This is a genomic window from Microbacterium esteraromaticum (assembly GCF_016907315.1).
Lineage (GTDB): Bacteria > Actinomycetota > Actinomycetes > Actinomycetales > Microbacteriaceae > Microbacterium > Microbacterium esteraromaticum.
Window position 1 is genome coordinate 2,925,105 of sequence record NZ_JAFBBS010000001.1, and the last position, 23,160, is coordinate 2,948,264.

The 23,160-nt window shown below is 67.9% G+C and carries 22 protein-coding genes; 9 read left to right on the forward strand and 13 right to left on the reverse strand.

Annotation, left to right across the window (positions count from 1 at the left end):
* The first annotated feature begins 57 nt into the window (after positions 1-57).
* Together JOE67_RS13875 and hpf are read left to right on the forward strand one after the other, a co-directional pair.
* Positions 58-702: a ComF family protein gene (locus JOE67_RS13875; RefSeq protein ID WP_204976111.1), complete on the forward strand. Its 645-nt coding sequence runs from the start codon at positions 58-60 to the stop codon at positions 700-702.
* 101 nt (positions 703-803) lie between these two features.
* Positions 804-1,463, forward strand: coding sequence for a ribosome hibernation-promoting factor, HPF/YfiA family (gene hpf, locus JOE67_RS13880; RefSeq protein ID WP_204976112.1), 660 nt, complete (start codon positions 804-806; stop codon positions 1,461-1,463).
* 72 nt (positions 1,464-1,535) lie between these two features.
* Here hpf and JOE67_RS13885 read toward each other — a convergent pair whose 3' ends face one another.
* Both JOE67_RS13885 and JOE67_RS13890 read right to left on the reverse strand, forming a co-directional pair.
* Complete coding sequence (locus JOE67_RS13885; RefSeq protein WP_204976113.1) at positions 1,536-2,855, reverse strand: coiled-coil domain-containing protein; 1,320 nt, start codon at positions 2,853-2,855, stop codon at positions 1,536-1,538.
* Between the two features lie 122 nt (positions 2,856-2,977).
* Positions 2,978-3,574 carry a PadR family transcriptional regulator gene (locus JOE67_RS13890; protein ID WP_204976114.1) on the reverse strand — a complete coding sequence of 199 codons (597 nt, stop codon included), beginning with the start codon at positions 3,572-3,574 and terminating at the stop codon, positions 2,978-2,980.
* Positions 3,575-3,790: 216 nt separating this feature from the next.
* Here JOE67_RS13890 and secA point away from each other — a divergent pair, with 216 nt between their 5' ends.
* Positions 3,791-6,544 carry a preprotein translocase subunit SecA gene (gene secA / locus JOE67_RS13895; protein WP_204976115.1) on the forward strand — a complete coding sequence of 918 codons (2,754 nt, stop codon included), beginning with the start codon at positions 3,791-3,793 and terminating at the stop codon, positions 6,542-6,544.
* A gap of 70 nt (positions 6,545-6,614) precedes the next feature.
* On the opposite strand, the gene JOE67_RS13900 is transcribed toward secA, so the two are convergent.
* The 7 genes from JOE67_RS13900 to JOE67_RS13930 all read right to left on the reverse strand — a co-directional run bounded on the left by JOE67_RS13900 (position 6,615) and on the right by JOE67_RS13930 (position 14,879).
* Positions 6,615-7,103, reverse strand: coding sequence for a nucleoside deaminase (locus tag JOE67_RS13900; RefSeq protein ID WP_204976116.1), 489 nt, complete (start codon positions 7,101-7,103; stop codon positions 6,615-6,617).
* A gap of 23 nt (positions 7,104-7,126) precedes the next feature.
* Complete coding sequence (locus JOE67_RS13905; protein WP_204976117.1) at positions 7,127-8,626, reverse strand: cytosine permease; 1,500 nt, start codon at positions 8,624-8,626, stop codon at positions 7,127-7,129.
* 81 nt (positions 8,627-8,707) lie between these two features.
* On the reverse strand, positions 8,708-10,339 hold the full coding sequence (locus JOE67_RS13910) for a SulP family inorganic anion transporter (protein ID WP_204976118.1): 1,632 nt from the start codon (positions 10,337-10,339) through the stop codon (positions 8,708-8,710).
* Positions 10,336-11,760, reverse strand: a complete 1,425-nt coding sequence (locus tag JOE67_RS13915) for a YlbE family protein (protein ID WP_239528163.1) — start codon at positions 11,758-11,760, stop codon at positions 10,336-10,338. Before JOE67_RS13915 ends, JOE67_RS13910 begins: the two co-directional genes overlap by 4 nt.
* On the reverse strand, positions 11,760-13,310 hold the full coding sequence (fdrA, locus tag JOE67_RS13920; protein WP_204976119.1) for an acyl-CoA synthetase FdrA: 1,551 nt from the start codon (positions 13,308-13,310) through the stop codon (positions 11,760-11,762). The genes JOE67_RS13915 and fdrA overlap by 1 nt, the downstream gene beginning before the upstream one ends.
* Before the next feature lie 19 nt (positions 13,311-13,329).
* Entirely contained in the window at positions 13,330-13,938 is a 609-nt protein-coding gene (locus JOE67_RS13925; protein ID WP_204976120.1) for an ankyrin repeat domain-containing protein, read from the reverse strand.
* The gene (locus JOE67_RS13930; RefSeq protein ID WP_204976121.1) at positions 13,935-14,879 is read right to left on the reverse strand and encodes an oxamate carbamoyltransferase subunit AllH family protein; all 945 of its coding nucleotides are present in this window, start codon (positions 14,877-14,879) and stop codon (positions 13,935-13,937) included. Before JOE67_RS13930 ends, JOE67_RS13925 begins: the two co-directional genes overlap by 4 nt.
* Positions 14,880-15,025: 146 nt before the next feature.
* Here JOE67_RS13930 and JOE67_RS13935 point away from each other — a divergent pair, with 146 nt between their 5' ends.
* From JOE67_RS13935 to JOE67_RS13945, 3 genes are read left to right on the forward strand one after another with little or no spacing between them, the layout of a single operon-like run.
* Complete coding sequence (locus tag JOE67_RS13935; protein ID WP_204976122.1) at positions 15,026-15,979, forward strand: carbamate kinase; 954 nt, start codon at positions 15,026-15,028, stop codon at positions 15,977-15,979.
* A 35-nt stretch (positions 15,980-16,014) separates the two neighbouring features.
* Positions 16,015-16,686: an FCD domain-containing protein gene (locus JOE67_RS13940; RefSeq protein ID WP_204976123.1), complete on the forward strand. Its 672-nt coding sequence runs from the start codon at positions 16,015-16,017 to the stop codon at positions 16,684-16,686.
* The gene (locus JOE67_RS13945; RefSeq protein ID WP_204976124.1) at positions 16,683-17,906 is read left to right on the forward strand and encodes a pyridoxal phosphate-dependent aminotransferase; all 1,224 of its coding nucleotides are present in this window, start codon (positions 16,683-16,685) and stop codon (positions 17,904-17,906) included. The genes JOE67_RS13940 and JOE67_RS13945 overlap by 4 nt, the downstream gene beginning before the upstream one ends.
* Here JOE67_RS13945 and JOE67_RS13950 read toward each other — a convergent pair.
* On the reverse strand, positions 17,854-19,062 hold the full coding sequence (locus tag JOE67_RS13950) for a nucleotide-binding protein (protein WP_204976125.1): 1,209 nt from the start codon (positions 19,060-19,062) through the stop codon (positions 17,854-17,856). The genes JOE67_RS13945 and JOE67_RS13950 overlap by 53 nt on opposite strands.
* Positions 19,059-19,673 carry an SAF domain-containing protein gene (locus JOE67_RS13955; RefSeq protein WP_204976126.1) on the reverse strand — a complete coding sequence of 205 codons (615 nt, stop codon included), beginning with the start codon at positions 19,671-19,673 and terminating at the stop codon, positions 19,059-19,061. Before JOE67_RS13955 ends, JOE67_RS13950 begins: the two co-directional genes overlap by 4 nt.
* Before the next feature lie 97 nt (positions 19,674-19,770).
* Between JOE67_RS13955 and JOE67_RS13960 the strand changes: the two genes are divergently transcribed.
* A complete protein-coding gene (locus JOE67_RS13960; RefSeq protein ID WP_204976127.1) occupies positions 19,771-20,049 on the forward strand; it encodes a helix-turn-helix domain-containing protein in 279 nt (92 codons plus the stop codon).
* A 22-nt stretch (positions 20,050-20,071) separates the two neighbouring features.
* On the opposite strand, the gene JOE67_RS13965 is transcribed toward JOE67_RS13960, so the two are convergent.
* Entirely contained in the window at positions 20,072-20,665 is a 594-nt protein-coding gene (locus JOE67_RS13965; protein ID WP_204976128.1) for a hypothetical protein, read from the reverse strand.
* Positions 20,666-20,809: 144 nt separating this feature from the next.
* On the opposite strand from JOE67_RS13965, the gene JOE67_RS13970 reads away from it, so the two are divergent.
* Together JOE67_RS13970 and JOE67_RS13975 are read left to right on the forward strand one after the other, a co-directional pair.
* On the forward strand, positions 20,810-21,202 hold the full coding sequence (locus JOE67_RS13970) for an Rv3235 family protein (protein WP_204976129.1): 393 nt from the start codon (positions 20,810-20,812) through the stop codon (positions 21,200-21,202).
* 62 nt (positions 21,203-21,264) lie between these two features.
* Positions 21,265-22,746, forward strand: coding sequence for a histidine kinase N-terminal domain-containing protein (locus JOE67_RS13975; protein WP_204976130.1), 1,482 nt, complete (start codon positions 21,265-21,267; stop codon positions 22,744-22,746).
* A 65-nt stretch (positions 22,747-22,811) separates the two neighbouring features.
* Here JOE67_RS13975 and JOE67_RS13980 read toward each other — a convergent pair whose 3' ends face one another.
* Positions 22,812-23,060, reverse strand: a complete 249-nt coding sequence (locus JOE67_RS13980) for a WhiB family transcriptional regulator (RefSeq protein ID WP_071641453.1) — start codon at positions 23,058-23,060, stop codon at positions 22,812-22,814.
* Positions 23,061-23,160: the final 100 nt, after the last annotated feature.

Genomic DNA, 23,160 nt, shown 5'->3' on the forward strand with positions numbered 1-23,160 from the left:
CCACAGAGGCGGACGTCGGCACCTCCCGTCCCCCTCGCGGCGCGGCAGAGTCGGGGGATGACATCGGATGCCTGGCAGCGGATCTCCCGCGACGTTCTTGCGCTGCTGCTCGCGTCGAGCTGCCCAGGCTGCGACCGCGTCGGAACTCTGCTCTGTGACGACTGCCGGATGCTGCTGCGGTCCGACCCGCACCGCAGCCGCACACCGCAGGGTCTGCTCGTGCATGCCGCACTGCGCTACGAAGGAGTGCCCGCACGCACGATCAGGCGGCTGAAGGAGCAGGGCGCGACCATGCTGTCCTGGCCGCTCGGGGCCGCGCTGCAGTCCGTCCTGCATGCTCAGGCGCGTGAGGCGCTGATCGTCCCGGTGCCGACGAGCCGGGGCGCGTTCCGGCGTCGCGGCTACCGCGTACCCGAACTTCTCATCCGTCGGACCGGTCTCGCCTCGCACCGTGTGCTCGTTCCCGCCCGCCGTACCCGTGACCAACGGGAGCTCGGTCGCGCCGCGCGTGCCCGGAACGTCGCCGGCAGCATGCGCGCGCGGGTCCATGGGCGCGGCGCGGTGGTGATCGTCGACGACGTGGTGACCACGGGGGCGACCCTCGACGAAGCGGCGAGGGCTCTGCGCGCCGCCGGATTCACGCCCGTCTGCGCTGTCGCGCTCGCAGCAACGCCTCGTCTTCACGACACGGCGAATTCATGATGAACGGATAGTGACATGTCGGTGTGCGAGGACTAGCGTAGGTGGTCACAAGGCGACCACGGTCCGCCCTTGGCCGGGAGGACCGGGACAAGGAGACACTGATGGAAACGAGCATCGTCGGCGTCGGAGTGAGCATCTCCGACCGATTCCGTACCGTTGTCGAAGAGAAGACAGCCCGTATCCAGACCCTCGCCCCGCGCGCGCAGCGACTCGAGATCAAGGTCACCCATCGCGCGTATCGCAACGGCCGACTGCCCGATGAGACGGTCGAGCTCACTCTCCTCGGCAAGGGGCCTGTGGTTCGCGCCGAAGCGATCGATCCCGACAAGTTCGCGGCATTCGACATGGCGCTCGACAAGCTCGCCGAGCAGCTGCGCCGTGCGAAGGAGAAGCGGATCGACGGCCGTAACCACCCGCGCGGGGCACACTTCGAGAAGGGCAGCGGCGCGCTCGAAGGCATCGACGTCCAGCCTGCCTCAGTCGATGTGCTGCGCGCCGTAGCCACGGGCGCGATCCCCGTGCAGCAGGATGAGGAAGAGACGTACTCGCCCGTCGTCATCCGCACCAAGAGCTTCGACCCGGAATGGATGACCGTCGAAGAGGCGGTCGACCGCATGGAGCTGGTCGGCCACGACTTCTTCCTCTTCGTCGACGCCCGAACCGATCACCCCAGCGTCGTCTATCGCCGCAAGGGCTGGGACTACGGCGTCATCGCGCTCGAGACCGCCGCTCCGCCGGCGGAGGAGGAGCTGGCGTCCTGACCCGCTGAACACGACAAGAGAGGCTCCCTTCACCGAAGGGAGCCTCTCTTGTCGTGTGTGCTTGGATGGTCGTCAGTCGAAGAATCCGTCCAGCATGCTGCCGATCACCAGTCCGCCGAGGACACCGCCCATGATGTCGCCGCCGCCCATGCCACGGCGACCGCCGCCGTAGACATCGTTGCCCCAGCCTTGATTCTGAGGGCGGGAGGAGTCGATGTCGCGCTGCGCGAGCTGGAGCGCTTCCGAGGCCAGCAGCGCCACGCGCCTCGCCGAGGAGAGCGCCTGCTCTCTGGTGTCCTCTGCGGGCAGCAGGTTCGGCACATCGATGCGCAGCCGCTCGGCCTCGGCCAGTCGTGTTCTAGCGTCGGCGCCGATCCATCCCCGGTGCCCGGCGATGAGACCTCGCGCGACACCGAGCTGGCGATCCGCGTCGTCGAGGGCGTGCTGAACGTGCTCGAGTGAGGGGAGCGGGTTCTGCGCGCGGTACTGCGCCTTGGCGATGGCCTCGTCGAGCGCGGTGTTGGCGCCGCGCAGCTGCGTGAGCTCGGCGAACGGGTCGTTGCGGGTTCCTGACGGGGTGAGCGCCAGCAGCGCCGCCTCGAGTTCGCCGGTCGCCTTGGCCACTTCGGGCGTCTGCGGCGCGTTGCGCGCGGCCAGGATGTCGGCCCGGGAATCGGCCACGACGTCAGCGAGTGTCGACTCGGCTCTCAGAGCCTGGATCTCGAAGTCCTCCACGGCATCCAGCATCGCGCCGGCCCGGCGCACGGCCTCTGTCGCCGTCTCGAGTGCGAGGTTCGCCTCCTCGTTCTGACGCGCGGCGCGGCGGCGCTCGGAGACATCGGCACCGTGCGTGGCGAAGGCGAGCAGCTGCTCGGCCTCATCGCCCGACGAGGCGATACGGCGCATGGCGGTCTCGGAGTATCGCGACGACAGACGGTCGATCGTCGAGCGGGCCTGCGGGATGCGCGACGCCAGCGCCTCGGCATCCCGTCGCACCTGCGCGATGATCTCGGGAGCACGGCGCACCTTGGCGACCGTCTCGGCGAGTTCGCCGGTCTTCTCGTCCAGCAGGCTCTCGGCCCACTCGCACAGCTGCATGATGCGCGCGTTGCGGGTGCGCAGCTCTTCGACGGTGTCGGGAATCTCGTCGTGGTTCAGCTGGTGCAGCTGGAAAGCCTCTCCGAGGTGCGTGCGCACCGACCGCAGCGCGTTGTCGAGGTCGGCGGTGAGGGAGTCACCGAGCTCGGCCTGCGCGAAGGCGAGCTCGTCGGCCGTCGTGCGGATGCGCTCGTCTGCGGCGACCAGCGCCTGCTCGGCGCGGCGCGCGAGATCCGCGTCCTGCGCGGCGAGTGCCTCATCTTCTCGTTTACGTCTGCCCCAGAAACCGGCCATGCTCTTGATCCTACGGTCGCCGGACGATGCGCAGGCTGTGCATCTGGTGCGCCCGCGGCGAACAGCGCGAGCGCAAGCGGATGCGCGGGGCTCACGCCATCGCGGTGCGGCGCATCAGCGGGTCAGGAGGAGCTGAGCTTCGCCGGGCGGCCACGCTTGGGGCGCTCGGTCGAGAGCTCGAGGCGGAGGCCGGGCTGCGGGCGCCCGCTCAGCCGCTGCTCTGCGTGGTCGAGCCATCGCAGCTCTGCTTCTGCGGCGATGATCATCGAGTCGACGACGAGCGACCAGGCGAGCTCCTCCGGTCCGTCAGGGTCAGGACCTGCGTACTCGGCACGGTTCAGCTCCTGCAGCTGCGCGAGCGACGCGCGGCGCTGCCGGTGGATGACATCAGCGACATCCGCACCGGGAAGGGTCGCCGCCATGGCCAGTTTGATCACCAGCTCGTCTCGGGTGCCCTGCGTCCGCTCGACAGGGGAGTCCAGCCAGGCGCGCACCTCGACGCGCCCCTGCTCCGTGATCTCCCAGTAGACATGCCCCTGCTCGTCGACGTCGCCCTTCGCGACGAAGCCGTCGCGCTCGAGGCGTTCCAGGGTGTTGTAGATCTGACCGACGTTCAGCGGCCAGGTCGATCCGGTGCGCCGATCGAACTCCGCGCGCAGCTGGTAGCCGTAGCAGGGCCCCTGATCGAGGATGGCGAGCAGACTGTTGCGTACGGACATGCGGACTCCTCGACGGTTCCCTGTATTGGGTTTCTGGGTATATGCATATCGGGAAAAGCGGGGCTGCGCGTCATCCGCACCGGCGTGTCTGTTCGCCGCGAGCGTGGCAGAAGGATTGGCCGACGCACAGCGTGCGCAGGTCACGCGCCGGTAACATGGCAAAGCATGCCCGGCGCTGACCCATGCGCGGGGACGAGAAATCCAAGGGAGACATCCGTGGCGAATCCTCTCGAGAAGCTGCTGCGTGCGGGCGAGGGTCGCATCCTCCGCCGGCTGAAGCAGGTCGCGAAGGCCGTGAACGCGCTCGAAGACGAGTTCGAGAAGCTCACCGACGACGAGCTGCGGAACGAGACCGCCGAGCTGCGCGCCCGGTTCGACAAGGGCGAGACCCTCGACCAGCTGATGCCCGAGGCCTTCGCCGCCGTGCGTGAGGCGGCTCGCCGCACCCTCGGCATGCGCGCCTACGACGTCCAGATCATGGGCGGCGCGGCACTGCACTTCGGCAACATCGCCGAGATGAAGACCGGTGAAGGCAAGACGCTCGTCGCCGCATTCCCCTCGTACCTGAACGCCATCGCGGGCAAGGGCGTGCACGTCATCACGGTGAACGACTTCCTCGCCTCGTACCAGTCCGAGCTGATGGGGCGTGTCCATCGCGCCCTCGGCATGACCACGGGCACCATCGTGTCGGGTCAGTCGCCCGAGGTGCGCCGGCAGCAGTACGCCGCCGACATCACGTACGGAACGAACAACGAATTCGGCTTCGACTACCTCCGCGACAACATGGCGTGGCGCAAGGAAGACCTCGTGCAGCGCGAGCACTTCTTCGCGATCGTCGACGAGGTCGACTCGATCCTCATCGACGAGGCCCGCACCCCGCTCATCATCTCGGGGCCCTCGTCGGGCGAGGCGAACCGCTGGTTCACCGAGTTCGCGAAGATCGCCCGCACCCTCGAAGCCGGCGTCGACTATGAAGTCGACGAGAAGAAGCGCACGATCGGCGTGCTCGAGCCCGGCATCGAGAAGGTCGAGGACTACCTCGGAATCGACAACCTCTACGAGTCGGCGAACACCCCGCTGATCTCGTTCCTGAACAACTCGATCAAGGCGATCGCCCTGTTCAAGAAAGACACCGACTACGTCGTGATGAACGACGAGGTCATGATCGTCGACGAGCACACCGGCCGCATCCTCGTCGGTCGACGGTACAACGAGGGCATCCACCAGGCGATCGAGGCGAAGGAGGGCGTGCCGGTCAAGGCCGAGAACCAGACCCTCGCGACCGTCACGCTGCAGAACTACTTCCGCCTGTACGAGAAGCTCGCCGGCATGACGGGTACCGCCGAGACCGAGGCGGCCGAGTTCATGTCGACCTACAAGCTGGGCGTCGTTCCCATCCCGACCAACCGGCCCATGATCCGCAAGGATCAGCCTGACCTCGTATACAAGAACGAGCAGGCGAAGTTCGCGCAGGTGGTCGAAGACATCGCCGAGCGTCACGCGGCCGGCCAGCCCGTGCTCGTGGGCACGGTGAGCGTCGAGAAGAGCGAGTACCTTTCGCGACTGCTCGCCAAGAAGGGCATCAAGCACGAGGTGCTGAACGCCAAGAACCACGCACGGGAGGCCGAGATCGTCGCGCTCGCCGGAAAGCTCGGCGCCGTCACGGTCGCGACCAACATGGCCGGTCGAGGCACCGACATCATGCTCGGCGGCAACGCCGAGTTCCTCGCCGTGCAGGAGCTCAAAGCCAAGGGACTCGACCCCGAGGAGACTCCGGAGGAGTACGAGGCCGCCTGGGACGAGACCTATGAGGCGATGAAGAAGCGCGTCGCCGAGGACGGCAAGAAGGTCGCGGAGGCGGGCGGACTGTACGTGCTCGGCACCGAGCGTCACGAGTCGCGCCGCATCGACAACCAGCTGCGCGGTCGATCGGGCCGTCAGGGCGACCCCGGCGAGAGCCGCTTCTACCTCAGCCTCACCGACGACCTCATGCGACTGTTCCAGTCCGGTGCGGCCGAGGCGATCCTGGCGCGCACCAACTTCCCCGACGAGGTTCCGATCGAATCGGGGCTGGTCAGCCGCGCGATCCGCAGTGCGCAGTCGCAGGTCGAGGCGCGCAACGCAGAGATGCGGAAGAACGTCCTCAAGTACGACGACGTGCTCAACCGCCAGCGCGAGGCGATCTACGCAGATCGTCGCCACATCCTGCACGGCGACGACATCGCCGACCGCGTGCAGCACTTCATCGAGGACGCGATCGGCGGGATCGTCGACGACCACACCAGCACGGGCCACACCGAGAGCTGGGACTTCGACGCGCTCTGGGCCGAGCTGAAGACGCTGTACCCCATGGACGTCACGATCGACGAGGTGGTGGCTGAGGCGGGCGACCGCAAGGGCGCCATCACGGCGGAGGGGCTCAAGCGGGAGCTGCTCTCCGATGCGAAGATCGCCTACGAGAAGCGCGAAGAGGCCCTCGGCGAGGCCGCGACCCGCGAGCTCGAGCGCCGCGTCGTGCTTCAGGTTCTCGATCGCCGCTGGCGCGACCACCTCTACGAGATGGACTACCTCAAGGACGGCATCGGCCTGCGGGCCATGGCGCAGCGCGACCCGCTGATCGAGTATCAGCGTGAGGGCTACGCGATGTTCCAGGCGATGATGGGCCAGATCAAGGAGGAGTCGGTCGGCTACCTGTACAACCTCGAGGTCGAGGTGCGTCGCGCAGGCGACGATCAGACCGAGGTCGAGGCCAAGGGACTGGTCGACGAGCAGCCGGTCCAGAAGCTCGAGTACTCAGCTCCTAACGATTCGGGCGACGTCGAGGTGCGCAACGAACGCGGACAGGTGCAGCAGGCGGCGACCCAGCGCGCCGCCGCCGCACGCGGCTCGTTCGGCCAGCAGGTGGATGCCGAGGAGCAGCCGTCGGGCAACCGCGAGCAGCGACGGGCGCAGAGCAAGAAGAAGAAGTAGTCTCGCCGTCAGGCGCGACGACGCAGAAGGCCGGTCCTGTCGGACCGGCCTTCTGCGCGTCGGAGGGCGTTCAGGAGTTGAGCGCGCGGAACTCCGCCCAGATCGACGCGCAGTCGTCGCGGCCGGCGTCCAGGTGGATCATGTCCAGCGTCGAGGTGTCGCTGCCGTCGAGGTACCGCCGCAGGTGCACATCGCTGAAGCCGTGCTCTCCGGCATCCACATGAGTCGATGCGTAGTAGCAGGTCGTGATGCCTGCCCACATCATCACCGAGACGCACATGGGGCACGGCTCGCAGGTCGCGTACATCACGTGACCCGAGAGGTCGAGCGTGTTCAGCTTGCGACAGGCTTCACGCACGGCGACCATTTCGGCGTGCCCCGAGATGTCGGTGTCCTTGATGACGGTGTTGCCGACGGCGACGACGATCTCGCCATCGGGATCCACCAGGGTCGCGCCGAAGGGCCCGCCGGTGCCGGAGCGCATCCCCTCGATCGTGACCTCGACGGCCGGGGTGAAGTACTTCTCGAGCGTCTCTGCGCCGGGGATGGGGTGAGTCATGGTGTTCTCCTTGGATGTCCGCGTCAGCGGGCCTTGCGTGCGGTGAGGGTGAGGAGGGCATACCCGCCGAAGCCGATGATCAGGCCGGAGAAGAAGGCCAGGTTGTTCACCTGCGCCAGGAACTCGACCGACGCGACGCCGGGAAGGCGCCCGATCATCGTGATCGCGAAGCTGGCGACGAGCACACCCAGCGCCCGCCAGTTGTAGGCGGGCAGCGAGCCGTGCTGACCGCCGCGGTAGTCGGCGTAGATGCCTTCGATGTCGAGCGTCTTGCGTCGCTCGACGAAGTACGAGGCGAGCATGATGCCGGCGATGGGGCCGAACATCGAGCCGATCAGAGAGTAGAACAGGAACAGTGCGTCGGTGTTCTCGACGAACTGCCAGGGCAGGATGAGCGTGCCGATGATGGCAGCGAGGATGGCACCTCGCCTGAGCGTGAAGAGCTTCGGCAGCTGAGCGGTGAGTTGAAGGCCGGCAGGCAGCATGTTGCCGAACACGACGAAGGCGATCGCGCCGACGTTCATCGCGAGGATGAGGAGCACGACGACGAACGGGTTGCCGACTCCTTCGCTGATGGCCTGGATGAACACCCCGGGGCGGTTGATGTCGAAGCTCCCGCCCGAGACGACCTGCAGGGCGGCGACGAATGACACGGTGACCAGCGCGAAGAGCAGGTACGAGCCGATCACACCGATCGGGAAGCCGATCGCGGGCGCCCGCATCGACGTGGCGTTGCGTGTGTAGTCGCCCGTGTTGACGATGGGCCCCGCCCAGTTCGACACGAGGATGGATACGCAGGTGATGAAGATCAGCGGCGTGACAGGGGTGTCCACGACCCGTGTCGAGAACACCGCGCCCATACCGCCGGCGTTGACGACGGCGAGCACCACGGCGATGACGACCAGGATGAAGACGGCCGGGTTGGCCCAGTTGCTGAACCTGCCGAGGAACGCCTGCCCGCCGACGAAGAGCCCGACGGTGAGCATCCAGGTGACCAGGTACGAGATGGCCGTCGGCACGGGCAGACCGAGTATGTCGGCGCCGCCGCCGATCTGCGTGAAACCGGGCCAGATCGTCTCGAAGACCACGTCGAAGGCCTGCGCCGATGACACGCTCGTGATCCCGAAGAACATGAAGCCGGCGATGATGCCGCGCACCCAGGTCGGCACCAGGGCGCCCTTATGGCCGAAGGCCTCGCGCAGCTGCATCGCGAACGGCACGCCGTACTTGGCGGCCGCCTGTCCGTTGAGGATGTAGCCGACCGAGACGATGACCGCTGCGGTCATGATGGCGCCCACCACCTGCCAGGCGTTGAGGCCCAGTGCGAAGAAGGTCATCACCGTGAAGTACGACAGGATGTTGTGGATCGGGCCCATCCACACCGTGATGAACTGCGGGGTCTTCCACGTGCGGTCCTGCGGGCGGATCGGGAGCACTTCGTCGGCGTAACCACGCGACGCGTACTCGGCGACCCGCTCTGCGCCCGGGTCGACGAGGAGGGGATCGATTGCGGGGGTGGACATGGCCATCCGTTTCTCTGTGCACACCGGGTCTGGGGGAGAGGCGGGCTCGGAGGGGGTGCACCTCCGAGCCCGCCGGGTCGGTCAGCCCTTCGTGGACTGGATGAGGGACGGCGAGACGGCGCTGCTCAGCGTGATCTCGTCATTCGGACCGAAGGTCACCGTGTCACCGGTGATGCGATCCTGCACCCATTTGGCAACGAACAGCGCGGCGACCATGAGGTAGGCGACGAGGAACAGCACATGCGTGTCGCTCAGCGCCCAGGTCTCCGGAAGGCTCGGCTTCGCCGCATGGATGATGCCGAACAGGGAGAGCAGCGCTGCCAGCGCGCCGACGATCGCACCCAGCAGCGGCTTGTTGCGGATCGCGAAGATCGCGATCATCCCCCACAGCAGCGAGGACAGCGGTGCGCCGTTGCCGAGAGTGGCGATGCCGGAGAAGTACGTGCCGGCCTGGTTCAGAGCATCCGCTCCCACCTCTCCCGCATTCGTGCCGACCGCCTTCAGCGTGTTGTTCACGAGGCTGTTCGCCCAGTTCGCGATCCACGGGAACAGTGCGACGAAGATCACCGGCAGCTCGACCTTCGGCGTCTCGCGAACCGACTGGGCGGCTGTGACGATGCCGATGTAGATCAGGATCGGGGCGATCGCCGCCATGGGCACGATCGACAGCAGCAGCGCGCTCATGCCGAAGAGGCCGACGGCGAACATCGTGACGCCGTTCAGCATCGTGTAGCCGATTCCCGCGCCCATCTCCTTGTACGCGGTGTGGCCGATGTACACGGTGACGGGGTACGGGTTGCCCATCAGCGCACCGACCATGGTCGCGCCGCCGTTGACGAGCATGACCGGTCGTGCGCTGTAGTGGTCACCGGCGGCCTCTGCGGCCTCGATGTTCTCGAGGTCGAAGACGTAGTTCGCCAGCGCCAGCGGCACGGCCGAGGCGAGGAACGGCGCGGAGTGCGCGATGCCGTCGAAGAAGCTGCCGATCGACACCTGGGGCGGATGCCATCCGGCGTGCACGAGGGCGGCCTGCACGGCCTCGGGCGTCTGCAGGCCGAACGCCCACGCGGCCGCCGTGCCGACGATCAGCAGCAGCAGGCCGGTCGGCACCTTGCCCAGGAACGGCGAGCGGCCGAACCAGTTGATGAACACGATGACCAGCACGAGGAACGCGACGACCGGGAACTGGAAGCTCTGCAGCATCGGGTTCATCGCGAGCAGCAGCAGACCCAGACCTGCGAGGCACGCGAGCAGCACCGACCGAGGGACGGCGCGGCGCAGCAGATCGCCGAAGAACGACCCGACCACGAGGATCAGGCCCTCGAGGAAGCCCCAGACCAGTCCGATGCCGACCGCCAGCTCTGCGTCCTGTGTGGTCGAGTAGACGGGCAGGATCACGAGGAAGGTCACCGTGAAGATCGACGGCGCGCTCGGACCCGACGGCAGAGCCACGACGTCGCCGCGTCCCTCCTTCGCCGCCAGACGGCGGGCGAACCACACGTACATCGACGAGGTGATGAGGATCGCGAGCCCGAACGCGGGGGCGATCCGGCCGACCACCATGTCGACGGGCAGGCCCGCCATGGTGAGCAGGGCCGTGAAGGTGATGATGTTCGTCAGGTTGTTCGTGAACAGGGCGAAGAAGGCCGCGATGTCGCCCTTCTTCCACCACTTCAGCTGCGTCCCCGCGGCAGCGGGCGCCGGGGCGGTCACGGCTTCACCGTGTCTGCAAGGGCGCGCAGCGCCTTCTGGAACGCCTCGACAGGCGGGTGCATGATGCCTGCGCCGATCATGCCGATGCCCGGCTCCTTGTGCGCGATCGCGGTGTTGATGACGGGCAGGATGCCGGTCTCCATCACCTTGCGCACGTCTATGCCGGAGGGAACCCCCATGAAATCGAGCGCGGGGATCGTGATGTTCGGGTTGTTGCCGGTGGTGATCGCGTTCATCGTGCGGGAGTAGCCCATGGCCTCGTCCACCGTGCCGCCGACGAGCGCGACGATGGCGGGAGCAGCCGCCATCGCGAAGCCGCCGATGCCGAACGTCTCGGTGATGGCCGAGTCGCCCATGTCGAGACCGGAGTCCTCGCGCGTGTAGCCGGCGAACATCGGACCGATGACCTCCTGCGCCGGCCCGGTGAACCACTGACCACCGGTGCCGGCGACGCGGATGCCGAAATCGACGCCGTTGCGGGCCATGGTCGTGACGATCGTGGAGTTCTCGACTCCGTTCGCAGCATCCATCGATGCCTTCGCCGCCACCATCCAGGTGGGACCGGAGAAGTAGTCCGACGAGGCGACGAAGTCGAAGACCTCGCGCTTCTCCTTGGTGGTGAAGTCGGTCTCGAGGATGTACGGCGCGAGCGCCTGGATCAGCAGCGTGGTGCCTGCGACGTTGCGGTTGTGCGCCTCGTCTCCCATGTGCAGCGCCTGCGACAGCATCAGGCGGAGGTCGAGCCCGTCCTCGTTCAGCGACATGGCCGCCGAGAGGATCGGACCGAACACGTCGCGCATCCAGTTGAGCCTGTCGATGACCGACTGGTCATTGGCTCCGAAGCGAAGGATCTTCGACAGCTGCTCGGACAGGTTGGTGAACGCGGTGTTGCCGTGCGTGCGGTTGGTGACCTTGTGCACCCACATGCTCGCGCTCGTCACACCCGCCATCGATCCCACGGACTGGTGCTCGTGACACGGCGAGAAGGTGATCTCGCCGGACGCGGCGAGCTCGAACGCCTCGTCGATGTTCTTCGCAAGGCCCTCGAACACGAGCGCACCGGTGACGGCGCCCTTCATCGGGCCCGACATCCGGGTGAACTCGATCGGGGGGCCCGCATGCAGGATGGTCTTCGCGGTCATGCCGGGCACGGTGTCGATCGCCTGGCCGAAGCCTTCGAGGAACGGCTGCGACGACAGGATGCGATCGAGTGCCACCTGGTTGGCGGCGTCGATGCGCTCGGCCACAGCGGGGTCCTCGAGCCGGCTCAGCGCGGCGATGACGTCGGGGTCACCGCCGCCCGGTGGGGTCCAGTCCATGAGGACCGGCTCGACGCCCTGCTTCTTCAGGTCGTCGGCGAACATGTCGAGGCCGAGGTTGACCGGCTTCAGGTTCGCGGAGAACAGGTCGTTGACGCTCATCAGTTGTCACCCTTCGCGACGAATTCACGGGCCAGCAGCCCGAGGTTGGTGGAGGAGGAGGCGATGGTCACACCGGCGGCCTCGAGCTGAGCGATCTGCTCGCCGATGGCGGGGGTGTCGAGATCGGTGCCCAGCACGTAGCCGAGGATCTCGAGGTGGTGACCGCGCTCCGCGGCGATCGACTTCGCCTCGGTGATGGCGGGGATCGTGACGCCGACGGGGTCGTCGTGCGCGCCGAACCCGAGCACGAAGTCCATCGCGATGACGCCGACAGACGGATCCTTGGCCTCTTCGACGATGCGCTGCAGGCGCAGCGACGGGTCGATCATGGGGTGCGGGCGGCCGTTGGTGAAGTCGTCGTCGCCCATGTCGAGGAAGGTGTGCTCGCGCGACTCGTCCATGGCCCCGATCCGGTAGGCAGGGTCCTTCTGGATGTTCGAGTACACGTTGTCGTACTTCGCGAGGGCCGCGAACATCGACTCGTCGCACAGGGTGCCGCCGCAGAACAGGCCGCGCACGTACTTCTGCTCAGGGGCGAGCTTGGCTCGCACCTCCTCGATGAGGGGGATGTTCAGCGGGTGCTTGTCGAGTGTCGATTCGTCGATGCCAGAGGCGACGACCGCGGCGATCGCCAGCGGCTTGGTGCCGGCGGTCACCATCGTGACGTTGTCGAATCCTGATTCGGTGCGGTCGGAGCCGAGGAAGGTCACGAACACCGGCTTGGATGCCTGACCGGCGACCTCCAGCACCTTCGTCGCGACATCCTCTGCAGGCGGCTTGGAGATGATGACGATCACCGAGGTCTCGGGGTCGGCGTCGAGGGCGCGGATGCCGTCGATCATCGAGATGCCCCCGATCTCGGTGCTCAGGTCACGTCCGCCGGTTCCGATCAGCTGCGAGACTCCGCCGCCGAAGTCGTGGATGCGCACCGACACCTCCTGGCTGCCGGTGCCAGAGGCCCCCACGATTCCGATGCTGCCGCGGCGCACGGCGTTCGCGAAGGCGAGACCGGTGCCGTTGATGATCGCGGTGCCGCAGTCGGGCCCCATGACGATGAGGCCCTTCTCGTGGGCGAGGTTCTTGAGGGCGAGCTCGTCCTCGACCGAGACGTTGTCCGAGAAGATCATCACGTTCTTGCCCGCGTTCAGCGCCTTGCGCGCTTCACGGGCTGCGAACGCGCCGTTGACCGAGATGATCACGAGGTTCGCGTCGGGTGCCTCCTGGAATGCGCCGTCGAGGGTGCGATAGCGCACCTCGCGGGCATCCGCCGCCTTCTTGTCCTTCCGGGCGAGGATGCCGTCGACGGCTGCGATCGCCGCTTCGAGCGCGTCGTCTGCGGCGTCGATCACGATCATGAGGTCACTGGGGCGCGCTTCGTCGACGGACGGATCGTCGACCCCGACGTTGGCGAGCACCTCCTTGTTCATGGGGGTGGCCATGCCGAGCAGAGCCTGGGTGACGCCCTCGACGGCGTTCGCCTTGGTGCTCATCGACATGAGCGAGACCGAGTCGAGGTACGTGTTCTTCCTGATTTCGATGTGTCTGGTCATCGTCGTCCTTTCGGGTCTGTCAGGCCTGGTGGTTCTCGAGGATGGCGACGATCTCGTCGTAGCCGCGTTCGCGAGCGAGGTCGGCGGGGGAGGTGCCCCACGGGTCGGGCATGCCGGGCTTCGCACCGTGCGCGAGCAGCAGCTCGACGATCTGCTGCCGCACAGGTCCGCCGTCGCCGAGGATGATCGTCTCGATGAGCGCGGTCCAGCCGAGGTTGTTGGTGAGGTTCACATTGATGCGGGTGTTCTCGAGCAGATAGCGCACGACCTCGAGGTGGCCCTTCTCGGCGGCCGGCGTCAGGCCGTTTCCGCCCATGCGCGTCAGCCGCTTGAGGTCGGCACCCGCCTCGGCCATGATCTTCACCAGCTCGAGCTGGTCGTTGATGCATCCGAAGAGGAAGGGATTCGAGCAGGTCTGGTCCTGCGCGTCGATATCGACGCCCTCGGCGATGAGCGCCCTGACCACGTCGAGGTGACCGCCACGGGCGGCCAGAAGGATAGCGGTCGCCTCTTCGCGGTCGACGGCGTTCGTGTCGGCGCCCTCTGCGAGGGCTGCCTTGACGCCCTCGAGGTCGCCCGCGGCGGCGCTGGCGAGGTAGCGCTCGTCGATCGTGGGTGCAGTGCTCATCGATGATCTCCTTGATCGGATGGGGTTGGTCGGCTGGTGGCGGATGCGGAGAGCTGCATCCCCAGGCGGATGCCCGTGAGGATGTCGTGTCCGGAGGTGTGGCCGATCTCGGCGGTCCTGGCCACCGCGATGCGCAGGTCCTTCTCGGCATGCGCGATGACGGCGTCGACGAGGTCATGCATGCGTCTGCGCGCACGTCCTGTGAGCGCGGCGCGCAGTGTCACTTCGCTCAGCTGGGTGGTGCGGCGGTCTGCAGTGGCAGCGGCGGCCCGCAGCGGGGGAACGAGTGCGGTCAGGCCGAAGCCGGGATGGGCGCAGACGAAGGCGAGGCCGGTGAGCACATCGTCGCCCGAGGGTGTCAGCCCCTCGCCCAGACCGAGCAGCCGTTCGGCCGCGGTCGTGACGGACGCCCTCGTCGTCCGTCCGCTGGACCCGAGCAGCACTCGTGCTGCGGTGTCGAGGCGGCGGATGCCCGCGTTGAGGGCGTCCGCCGCGAGGGCGCCGAACGGCGTCGTCGGTGCGGGTGAGGACATGCCGTCGAGCACGGAGAGCGCCAGGAGAAGCGAATCGGCAGACGGGATGCCTGTGCCGGCGCGGAGCACCACGGCATCCACCCTCGCGAGAGTGATCCGCAGGTCGTCGACCTCGGGACGCAGGACGACGCCATCGGCTGCGAAGGCGACCCGGTCGCCGACGCGGGCCGAGGCGATCATCGGCCAATCGCGCTCGACGATGCGGATCGTCCAGGGAGCGTCATCGAGATCCTCGTGGGCGAGAGCGACGAGCATCGCTCCGCAGCGGATGTTGACCACACGTGCGTGCACCGAGTGGACGGCGGCAACGCCGGCGGCCGGGGCATCGCTGCCGCCTGAGAGCGTCTCCTCAAGCGCAGCATCCCAGGTGTGCGCGCGAAGCGCGACAGGGGTGGCGACGGGGGTCATCGTCTTCTCTCCGAGGCATTCGCGCCCGTCGAGGTGACGACTGGCGGAATGCTGTGAAATGTCTTCACCACAGGTATACCATTTGTTCAAATGGAATACCATCCATGAACCTGGAGTACCAGCTCCGCCTCAACAAAGGAGACAGAATGCGCATCGTGGTGGCCCTGGGCGGCAATGCCCTCGCTCGTCGTGGCGAGCCGATGACCGCCGAATACCTGCGGGCGAACGTCCGCTCCACCTGCGAGGCGCTCGCCGCTCTGGCGAGTGAGAACGAGATGGTCATCACGCACGGCAACGGTCCTCAGGTGGGTCTGCTCGCGCTGCAGAACCTCGCCTACCAGGATGTCGCCGCCTACCCGCTCGACATCCTGGGCGCCGAGACCCAGGGGATGATCGGCTACGTCGTCCAGCAGGAGCTCTCGAACGCGCTGAACGGCGCACGCGAGGTCGCCGGCATCATCACCACCACCGTCGTCGACGAGTCGGACCCGGCGTTCGAGCGCCCCACCAAGCTCATCGGCCCGCAGTACTCGGCGCACGATGCGGCCGAGGCCGCCGCAGAGTACCGCTGGACGATCGCCAAGGACGGAAACGCGTTCCGCCGCGTCGTTCCGTCGCCGACCCCGATGTCGATCGTGCAGGCACCGCTCATCCGCCGCCTGCTCGAGGCAGGAAGCCTGGCCGTCTGCGTGGGTGGCGGCGGCGTCCCCGTCCGCGTCGACTCGAAGGGCCGCCACGTGGGAGTGCAGGCCGTGGTCGACAAGGACCTCGCGTCGGCTGCTCTCGCCGCCGACATCGGCGCCGACACGCTCATCATGCTCACCGATGGCGACTACGTCAGCGAGAACTGGGGCACCCCGGAGCAGCGCGACATCCACACGGCATCGGCCGATGCGGTCGCCGCGATGAAGTTCGCCGAGGGTTCGATGCAGCCGAAGATCGACGCGGCCATCCGCGTCGCCCGGGCGGGGGGACGAGCCCTCATCGGCCCGCTCGATCGCCTGGACGATCTGCTCGCACGCCGAATCGGCACCGAGATCGTGCCTGCGCTCAAGGAGGGCATCCGCTGGGTGGAGAGCACGCCGACCAAGTCCGCCTGATACGGTACGGGCCGACTTGGTGCGAGGATGAAACTGTGAGCAGATCAGACGACCGCGGGCTGGAGTCGGAAAGAGTCGCGGCATGGCTGCGGGATGCCATTCTCGACGGAGTCCGCAAACCGGGCAGCAAGCTGATCGAGCGCGACCTCGCAGGCGAATTCGGCGTCAGCCGCGTACCGGTGCGCGATGCCCTGAAGGTGCTCGAGACCGAGGGGCTGGTCGAGCTGCGTCCGCGCACCTGGGCCATCGTCCGGGAGTTCACCGCCGCCGACCTCGCCGACCTGGATGAGGTTCGCGAGGTGCTCGAGCCGATGGCGTTCCGCCTCGCGGCGGAACGCCATCGTCGCGACGGACTCGACCGGCTGCAGCTGGCGCTTCGCGAGGAGCAGGACAGCGCGGCCGAGAGCGACAGCATCGTGTCGCGGCGCGCAGCCGCCGACTTCCACGAGATCGTCGTCGAGCTGGCGGACAACCGCCTGCTCGCGGCGCTCATGCAGAGCATCCGCAGCCGACTGCGCTGGTCGCTCGTGCAGCACGACGACCTCGTTCACATAGCCGACGAGCACGTCGCGCTGTTCGAAGCCATTCGCGACCGCGACGGCGACCGCGCGAGCCGGCTCGCTTACGCCCACGTCGAGAGCAGCCGCCGCGAGCGGCTGTCGCACGCGGCATCGATGCATTCCGCCCCCGGTATCCTTGCGGAATGACCCGCCGCACCCTTGACCAGTCATCGAAGCTGAGGAACGTCCTCTACGAGATCCGTGGCAAGGCGCTGGTCGAGGCGGCGCGCCTGGAGTCCGAGGGACACCAGATCCTCAAGCTGAACACCGGCAACCCGGCCACCTTCGGATTCGAAGCACCGCACCAGATCGTGCGCGACATGCTCGCGGCCCTGCCGACCGCGCACGGCTACAGCGACAGCAAAGGCGTGATCACAGCCCGTCGTGCCGTCGTCAGCCGCTACGAAGAGGTCGAGGGATTCCCGCGTTTCGATCCCGACGACGTGTTCCTCGGCAACGGCGTGTCCGAGCTGATCACCATGGTCATGCAGGCGCTGCTCGATGAGGGCGACGAGGTGCTCATCCCCGCACCTGATTACCCTCTCTGGACGGCGATGACCTCGCTCGCGGGCGGCACCCCCGTGCATTACATCTGCGATGAGGAGAACGGCTGGCAGCCCGACCTCGAGGATGTCCGCTCGAAGGTGACGCCTCGCACCAAGGCGATCGTCATCATCAACCCGAACAACCCGACCGGCGCCGTCTACTCCCGAGAGGTGCTCGAGGGTCTCGTTCAGATCGCCCGTGAGAACGATCTGCTGCTGCTCTCGGACGAGATCTACGACCGCATCCTGTTCGACGACGCTCAGCACATCCCGACCGCGACGCTCGCTCCGGATCTGCTCTGCCTCACGTTCAACGGCCTCTCCAAGACGTACCGCGTGGCCGGCTATCGTTCGGGCTGGCTGGTGATCACAGGGCCGACCTCGCATGCTCGCGGATTCCTCGAGGGCATCACGCTGCTGGCATCCACCCGTCTGTGCCCGAACGTGCCAGCGCAGTACGCGGTGCAGGCGGCACTCGGGGGAGTGCAGTCGATCGACTCGCTCATCGGTCCGACGGGGCGACTGCACGAGCAGCGCGACATCGCATGGAAGGGCCTGGAGGCGATCCCCGGCGTGAGCTGCGTGAAGCCCGCAGGTGCACTGTACGCGTTCCCGCGCCTCGACCCCGAGGTGCACGAGATCCGCGACGACGAGAAGCTCGTCTACGACCTGCTCGTTTCGGAGAAGATCCTGCTCGTGCAGGGCACCGGCTTCAACTGGGCGACGCCTGACCACCTGCGCGTGGTGACGCTTCCCGAGGCGCGTGTCCTCAGCGAAGCAGTCGAGCGGCTCGGGAACTTCCTTTCGGGCTATCGGCAGTGACCGTGCCCCTCGCACCCAGTCCCGCGGCGATGCGCCGCACCGCGCTCACGAGCTGAGACCGCGGCGAGACGTCGGCGATCGCTCTCGCGTGCAGCGCGGCAGCATCCGCCGCCCGCTGATCCTGCGGCACGAACGCCACCTCGTCCAGACCGGCGAAGCGGCTCAGGGTGCGGCGGATCTGCCCACGCGCATCGACGCCGAGCGGACCAGGGCGCACGCGATTGGCCACGACCGTCACGGGAGTGTCGCCCACGAGATGACGCAGCTCGGCATACCCGCGCAGGAACCGGCTCACCCCTAGCGGGTCGGCGCTCAGCACCGCCACCACGGCGTCGGCCTCCAGCAGGACCGCCGCCGTCGCGGCGTGGCGTTGAGGACCTTCAAGGCCGAGCAGGTCGTCGTCTTCGTCGAATGCCGCTGCGACGTCGACCACGGTCTCGTCCTGCCAGTCCCGCGCCACGGCGAGCGTCGCCCGCAGCCGTCCCGGTGCGAGCTCAGGCCACCTGCTCGGTCGGTTCAGGCCGCCGAGCACGTCGAGCATGCCCGCCGAGGTCTCGACCGGCGTCGCGAGCCGTACGAGCTCGGCCACATCGAGGCTGCCGAGCTGCGCACGACGGCATGCGGCTGCGAGACCCGGCGACTCATCGCCCAGCCCGAGCTGCAGAGCGACGGAGGGGGCGACGCTGTCAGCATCGACGAGCGCGCATCGGCGGCCGGCGCGAACGAACTCGACAGCGAGCTGGATCGCCACCGTCGTGCGTCCAGGAGCCCCCTGCGGACCCCATACCGCGATCACCCGGGGCGGTGCGGCAGGGGCACCGGCCTCCGCCATCGCCCGCTCAGCGACTACGGCGGCCATGACCTGCGCCGCAGGCGTGTCGAGAGCGAGCGACGCGGGCAGTCCGAACCGTGAGGCCACCCGTGAGTCGGCCGGCCCGATCGGCACGAGCCGCACTCCGGCGCGGTCGCACGCACCGACCAGCTCGGCCGTCAGCACCGAGCGGAGCGGCGGGATCAGCAGCGCGTCGATGCCGGACAGATCGAGTTCCGCGACCGCGTCGGGCGACACGATCGTCACGCGGGCGCCCTCGAGCTCCAGATCGGACGCCATCAGCGTCGAGCCCGCCCCGGCGTCGACGACGATGAGTCTCGTCACGATCCTGCTCCCGTCGGCACCAGCGAGATCGCGTCGCCGCCGGTGATCGCCGCGAGCACATCGGCGACGTCCGCGCGATCGACGATGACCTCGACGTCGGTGCGTCCGCCGGCCAGCATCCCCGCTTCCTCGGCGACATCGGCGACCACCGCGTCCGCGATGAGGATCCGCGGCTTCTCGAACGCACGCCCGTCGTCGAGGGGCGGCGCGTGCCACAGCTCGACCGCCGCGCCGGTCTTCACATCCGCAGGGATCGCGCTGCTCGCGATCACCACGGACGTCGAGCGGAGCTCGTCGGCGTCGCCGACCGCGGTGAGGGGGACGATCTCGCCCGCGCTCAGCGTGCGCACCGCGACGGCACCGGGCTCGAGACTCTGCGGAGCGAGGTACTCGCCGGCCACCGGACCGAGCCCGACGTCGACAACCTGAAGCTCGGCCGAGCTGATGGTTTCACCGGGCAGTACCGTCCGCGTCGCCTGCAGCACCGGTGAGGTCTGCCGGGACGATGCAACGAGGAGCCACACTCCCGCGACGGACGCGATGACGAGCAGAACGCCGACGACGAATCGGAGGTCGCCGTAGAAGCGTCGGTGAGCGCGCGATCGGATCATGCACACATCGTCACAGAAGACCGGGACATCGCGGGGGAGTTATCCACAGCGATCGATGGGGACTGCTTTTTCGCCGCTCTCGGGGGACAATGAGGACATGCCCGAAGCTTCCCCCACGGAGCCGCGCTTCCTCGCCCCCGCGCAGGTCGCAGAGCTCCTCAGCATCGAGGTCGATGAGGTGATCGCCCTCGTACACCAGGGCCGACTGCGCGGTGCGCAGTTCGGCTCGCCGCCGCGCTGGCGCGTCGAGCACTCGAGCCTGGCCGAGTATCTCGAGGCGCAGACCGAAGAGGCCCGCCGCATGGCGCTCTGGCGCCAGTCCAACGAGGCCAGCTTCCCGGAGGTGTGGGGCACGACCCCGCTCAGACGCGACTGACGGTGATCCGTTCGGGGTCCCGTCACAGCACGCCTGACGCGTCCTCCAGGCGCACCCAGCTGAGCGCCGAGAACGGGATGCTGCGGAATCCGCGGACCGAGCGCATGCGTCGCGCTTCGGACGCGTCGTGCAGGGCGAGATCGAGGTGATCCGCACCAGCTCGATCGATCGTGCCATGCTGCGGGTCGCCGGAGCGTCGACCGACCGTCACCGGCACCCGTCGCCGGGCGAGGTCGCGCAGGACGAATCCGACGGTCATGCGTCCGCGCAGCCCCGAATCGGGCGCGTCGGAGGCGAGGCTGGCGAGCAGCGAGCCGTGATCGACCCCGACGGATTCGATCGCGTTCAGCGGCGCGATCCGCAGCCGGGGGTCACCACCGGCGCTGACGCCCACCCAGTCGGCGCCGATGACCCGCAGCGCGGCGTCCCAGCACTCGCCACCGACGAGCTCGAGGACGACCCTCGCACCGCGCGCGTTCATCGTCCGCAGCCGGTCGTGCAGCGTCAGCTTCGAGATCCGCAGTCTTTCGGACTCGGCGTCGAGAGCAGCGCGCTCGGACTCCCACTCCGCCGCGAGCTGACCCTCGAGATCATCGAAGAGGTGCTCCCATTCCACGTGGTCGAGGCTAGAGGAAGACGGAGGGTGGTGCGTCGGGTTATCCACAGGTGTAGGAGGGGCGATGGCGACCGCACGACCCTGTGTTACCTTCGGGGGGTTCGCTGCGATGGGGGCAGCGCCACGACCGGGGGGATCGCGGACATGACGACGACGTTGCACGAGTACTTCGCTCGGCAGCCGACTTCGGCAGCACAGCTGCCGGATCCGGTGCCCTTGCTGCGCAGCCTGACGCAGGGGGCGCTGGAGGTCCTTGCCGGAGTGCGCGAGGTCGACCAGCTCGCGAGATGGTTCAGCGAAGACGCGTTCCGGGCCCTCGTCACGCGAGCCAACCTGTCCGCACGCGCTCGCAGCGCCCGGAACCAGGCTCCGACGCGACCGAGCTTCCAGATCCTCTCGATTCGCTCGAGTGCGCCCGCAGACAACGTGATCGAGGCGGTCGTTGTGGTCGCAGGACCAGGACGCACCCGCGCCGTGGCGATCCGGCTGGAGGGGTTCGACGGCCGGTGGCGGGCTAGCTCGCTCGCCGTCCTGTGAACGGCATACGGATCCTCTCCGACGGTCCGGTCGCCCGGAGGGGTGCCCAGTAGGCTGAATCCGTGTCAACACTCAGCGACCTCGTCCACGCCCAGGGTCTTCTCACCGACGCCGACGTCGAATGGCTGCATCGTCTCGCCGGCGACGGCCAGCTGCTGGCGGACCTCGCCTCCGCTGACATGGTGATCTGGATCAAGACCTCCGACGGATCGTTCATCGCGGTCACCCATTCCCGCCCCAGCGGTGCCGCCACGCTCTTCTACCGCGATCTGGTCGGCGAGAAGGTGCGACCCCAGTGGCGTACCCAGGTGCAGTCGGCCTTCGAATCCGGAGCCATCGTCGACTCCTCGTCACCTGACTGGTTCGAGGAGACGCCTACTCGAGTGCGCGCAGTGCCGATCCGGCGTCGTGAGGGCAACAGCGATGAGGGGCGCATCATCGGCGTCCTCACCAGGCACACCAACCTCGGCGAGGTGCGGATGCCCTCCCGCCAGCAGATCAGCTTCGACGAGTGTGCGAACGAGCTGTTCCAGATGATCACCTCAGGCGAGTTCCCGGATCTCGCCGCTCCGACAGCACCGCGGCGGGGCGCGCCGCGTGCATCCGACGGTCTGATCCGCCTGGACGTCGACGGCATCGCGACCTTCGCGAGTCCGAACGCGCTGTCCGCCTTCAACCGGATGGGCTTCGACGACGAGCTCGAGGGCGAGTCCCTGGCGGAGGTCACGACCCGGCTCGTCCCGCCGTCACGGCAGGTCGACGAATCCCTGCCGGTCGTCGTCACCGGCCGCGCTCCCTGGCGCACCGACATGGAAGCTCGCGGGGTCACTGTCTCTCTTCGCGCCATCCCGCTGAAAGACCATGGCACTCGCATCGGCGCGATCGTGCTCTGCCGCGACGTGTCCGAGCTCCGGCACCAGGAGCAGGAGCTGATCACCAAGGATGCCACGATCCGTGAGATCCACCACCGGGTGAAGAACAACCTGCAGACCGTCGCGTCGCTGCTGCGCATCCAGGCGCGACGCACCCACTCGGAGGAGGCCCGCGAGGCGCTCACGCAGGCGATGCGCCGCGTCGAGTCGATCGCCGTCGTGCACGACACGCTCGCGAGCGGCCTCGCTCAGACGGTCGACTTCGACGAGGTGTTCGACCGCGTGCTGAAGCTCGTGGCAGAGGTGGCGGCGGCGCCCAACACGCGCGCGCGCACGCAGCTCGAGGGCCGATTCGGCGTGCTGCCGAGCGAGTACGCCACGCCCCTGGCGCTGGCACTGACCGAGGTGGTCACGAATGCCGTCGAGCACGGCCTCGCGGGCCAGGAGGGCATCGTGCGCATCGAGGCGACCCGCACCTCGGAGCTGCTGCGGGTGACGGTGGCGGACAGCGGACACGGCCTGCCGGAGGGGCGCGTGGGCCAGGGACTCGGCACGCAGATCGTGCGCACCCTGATCCAGGGCGAGCTGAGCGGCAGCATCGAGTGGAAGGGCGCCGAGGGCGAGGGCACCGAGGTGATCATCGAGATCCCCATGCGCTGGATCTCGGTCTGACATCCGACCGCTGAGACGACGAAGCGCCGGTCCCCATCAGGGGCCGGCGCTTTCGCGTGGTCGGTTCAGCCTGCGCGGCGGGCGCGGGCTGCGCGGCGCTTGAGAGCGCGGCGCTCGTCTTCCGAGAGACCGCCCCACACGCCCGAGTCCTGGCCGGACTCCAGGGCGTACTGCAGGCAGATCTCGGTGACGGTGCAGGTGGCGCAGACGGCCTTCGCCTTCTCGATCTGGTCGACCGCCGGTCCGGTGTTCCCGACGGGGAAGAACAGCTCGGGGTCGACGGTCAGGCAGGCTGCTTTGTCGCGCCAATCCATACGGGGGGCTCCTCAGAGATAGGTGTTCGGTGTGGGGCGCCGTTGTCGACGCGCGGGTCGGGCTGCGGATCGGGGTCGGCTACCCTGGTGATGCGGGCTT

Coding starts and splice junctions, on each gene's coding strand:
- JOE67_RS13875 (WP_204976111.1), top strand. CDS start 58: ATGACATCGGATGCCTGGCAGCGGATCTCCCGCGACGTTCTTGCGCTG.
- hpf (WP_204976112.1), top strand. CDS start 804: ATGGAAACGAGCATCGTCGGCGTCGGAGTGAGCATCTCCGACCGATTC.
- JOE67_RS13885 (WP_204976113.1), bottom strand. CDS start 2,855: ATGGCCGGTTTCTGGGGCAGACGTAAACGAGAAGATGAGGCACTCGCC.
- JOE67_RS13890 (WP_204976114.1), bottom strand. CDS start 3,574: ATGTCCGTACGCAACAGTCTGCTCGCCATCCTCGATCAGGGGCCCTGC.
- JOE67_RS13900 (WP_204976116.1), bottom strand. CDS start 7,103: ATGACTCACCCCATCCCCGGCGCAGAGACGCTCGAGAAGTACTTCACC.
- JOE67_RS13905 (WP_204976117.1), bottom strand. CDS start 8,626: ATGTCCACCCCCGCAATCGATCCCCTCCTCGTCGACCCGGGCGCAGAG.
- JOE67_RS13915 (WP_239528163.1), bottom strand. CDS start 11,760: ATGAGCGTCAACGACCTGTTCTCCGCGAACCTGAAGCCGGTCAACCTC.
- fdrA (WP_204976119.1), bottom strand. CDS start 13,310: ATGACCAGACACATCGAAATCAGGAAGAACACGTACCTCGACTCGGTC.
- JOE67_RS13925 (WP_204976120.1), bottom strand. CDS start 13,938: ATGAGCACTGCACCCACGATCGACGAGCGCTACCTCGCCAGCGCCGCC.
- JOE67_RS13930 (WP_204976121.1), bottom strand. CDS start 14,879: ATGACCCCCGTCGCCACCCCTGTCGCGCTTCGCGCGCACACCTGGGAT.
- JOE67_RS13935 (WP_204976122.1), top strand. CDS start 15,026: ATGCGCATCGTGGTGGCCCTGGGCGGCAATGCCCTCGCTCGTCGTGGC.
- JOE67_RS13945 (WP_204976124.1), top strand. CDS start 16,683: ATGACCCGCCGCACCCTTGACCAGTCATCGAAGCTGAGGAACGTCCTC.
- JOE67_RS13955 (WP_204976126.1), bottom strand. CDS start 19,673: ATGATCCGATCGCGCGCTCACCGACGCTTCTACGGCGACCTCCGATTC.
- JOE67_RS13960 (WP_204976127.1), top strand. CDS start 19,771: ATGCCCGAAGCTTCCCCCACGGAGCCGCGCTTCCTCGCCCCCGCGCAG.
- JOE67_RS13970 (WP_204976129.1), top strand. CDS start 20,810: ATGACGACGACGTTGCACGAGTACTTCGCTCGGCAGCCGACTTCGGCA.
- JOE67_RS13980 (WP_071641453.1), bottom strand. CDS start 23,060: ATGGATTGGCGCGACAAAGCAGCCTGCCTGACCGTCGACCCCGAGCTG.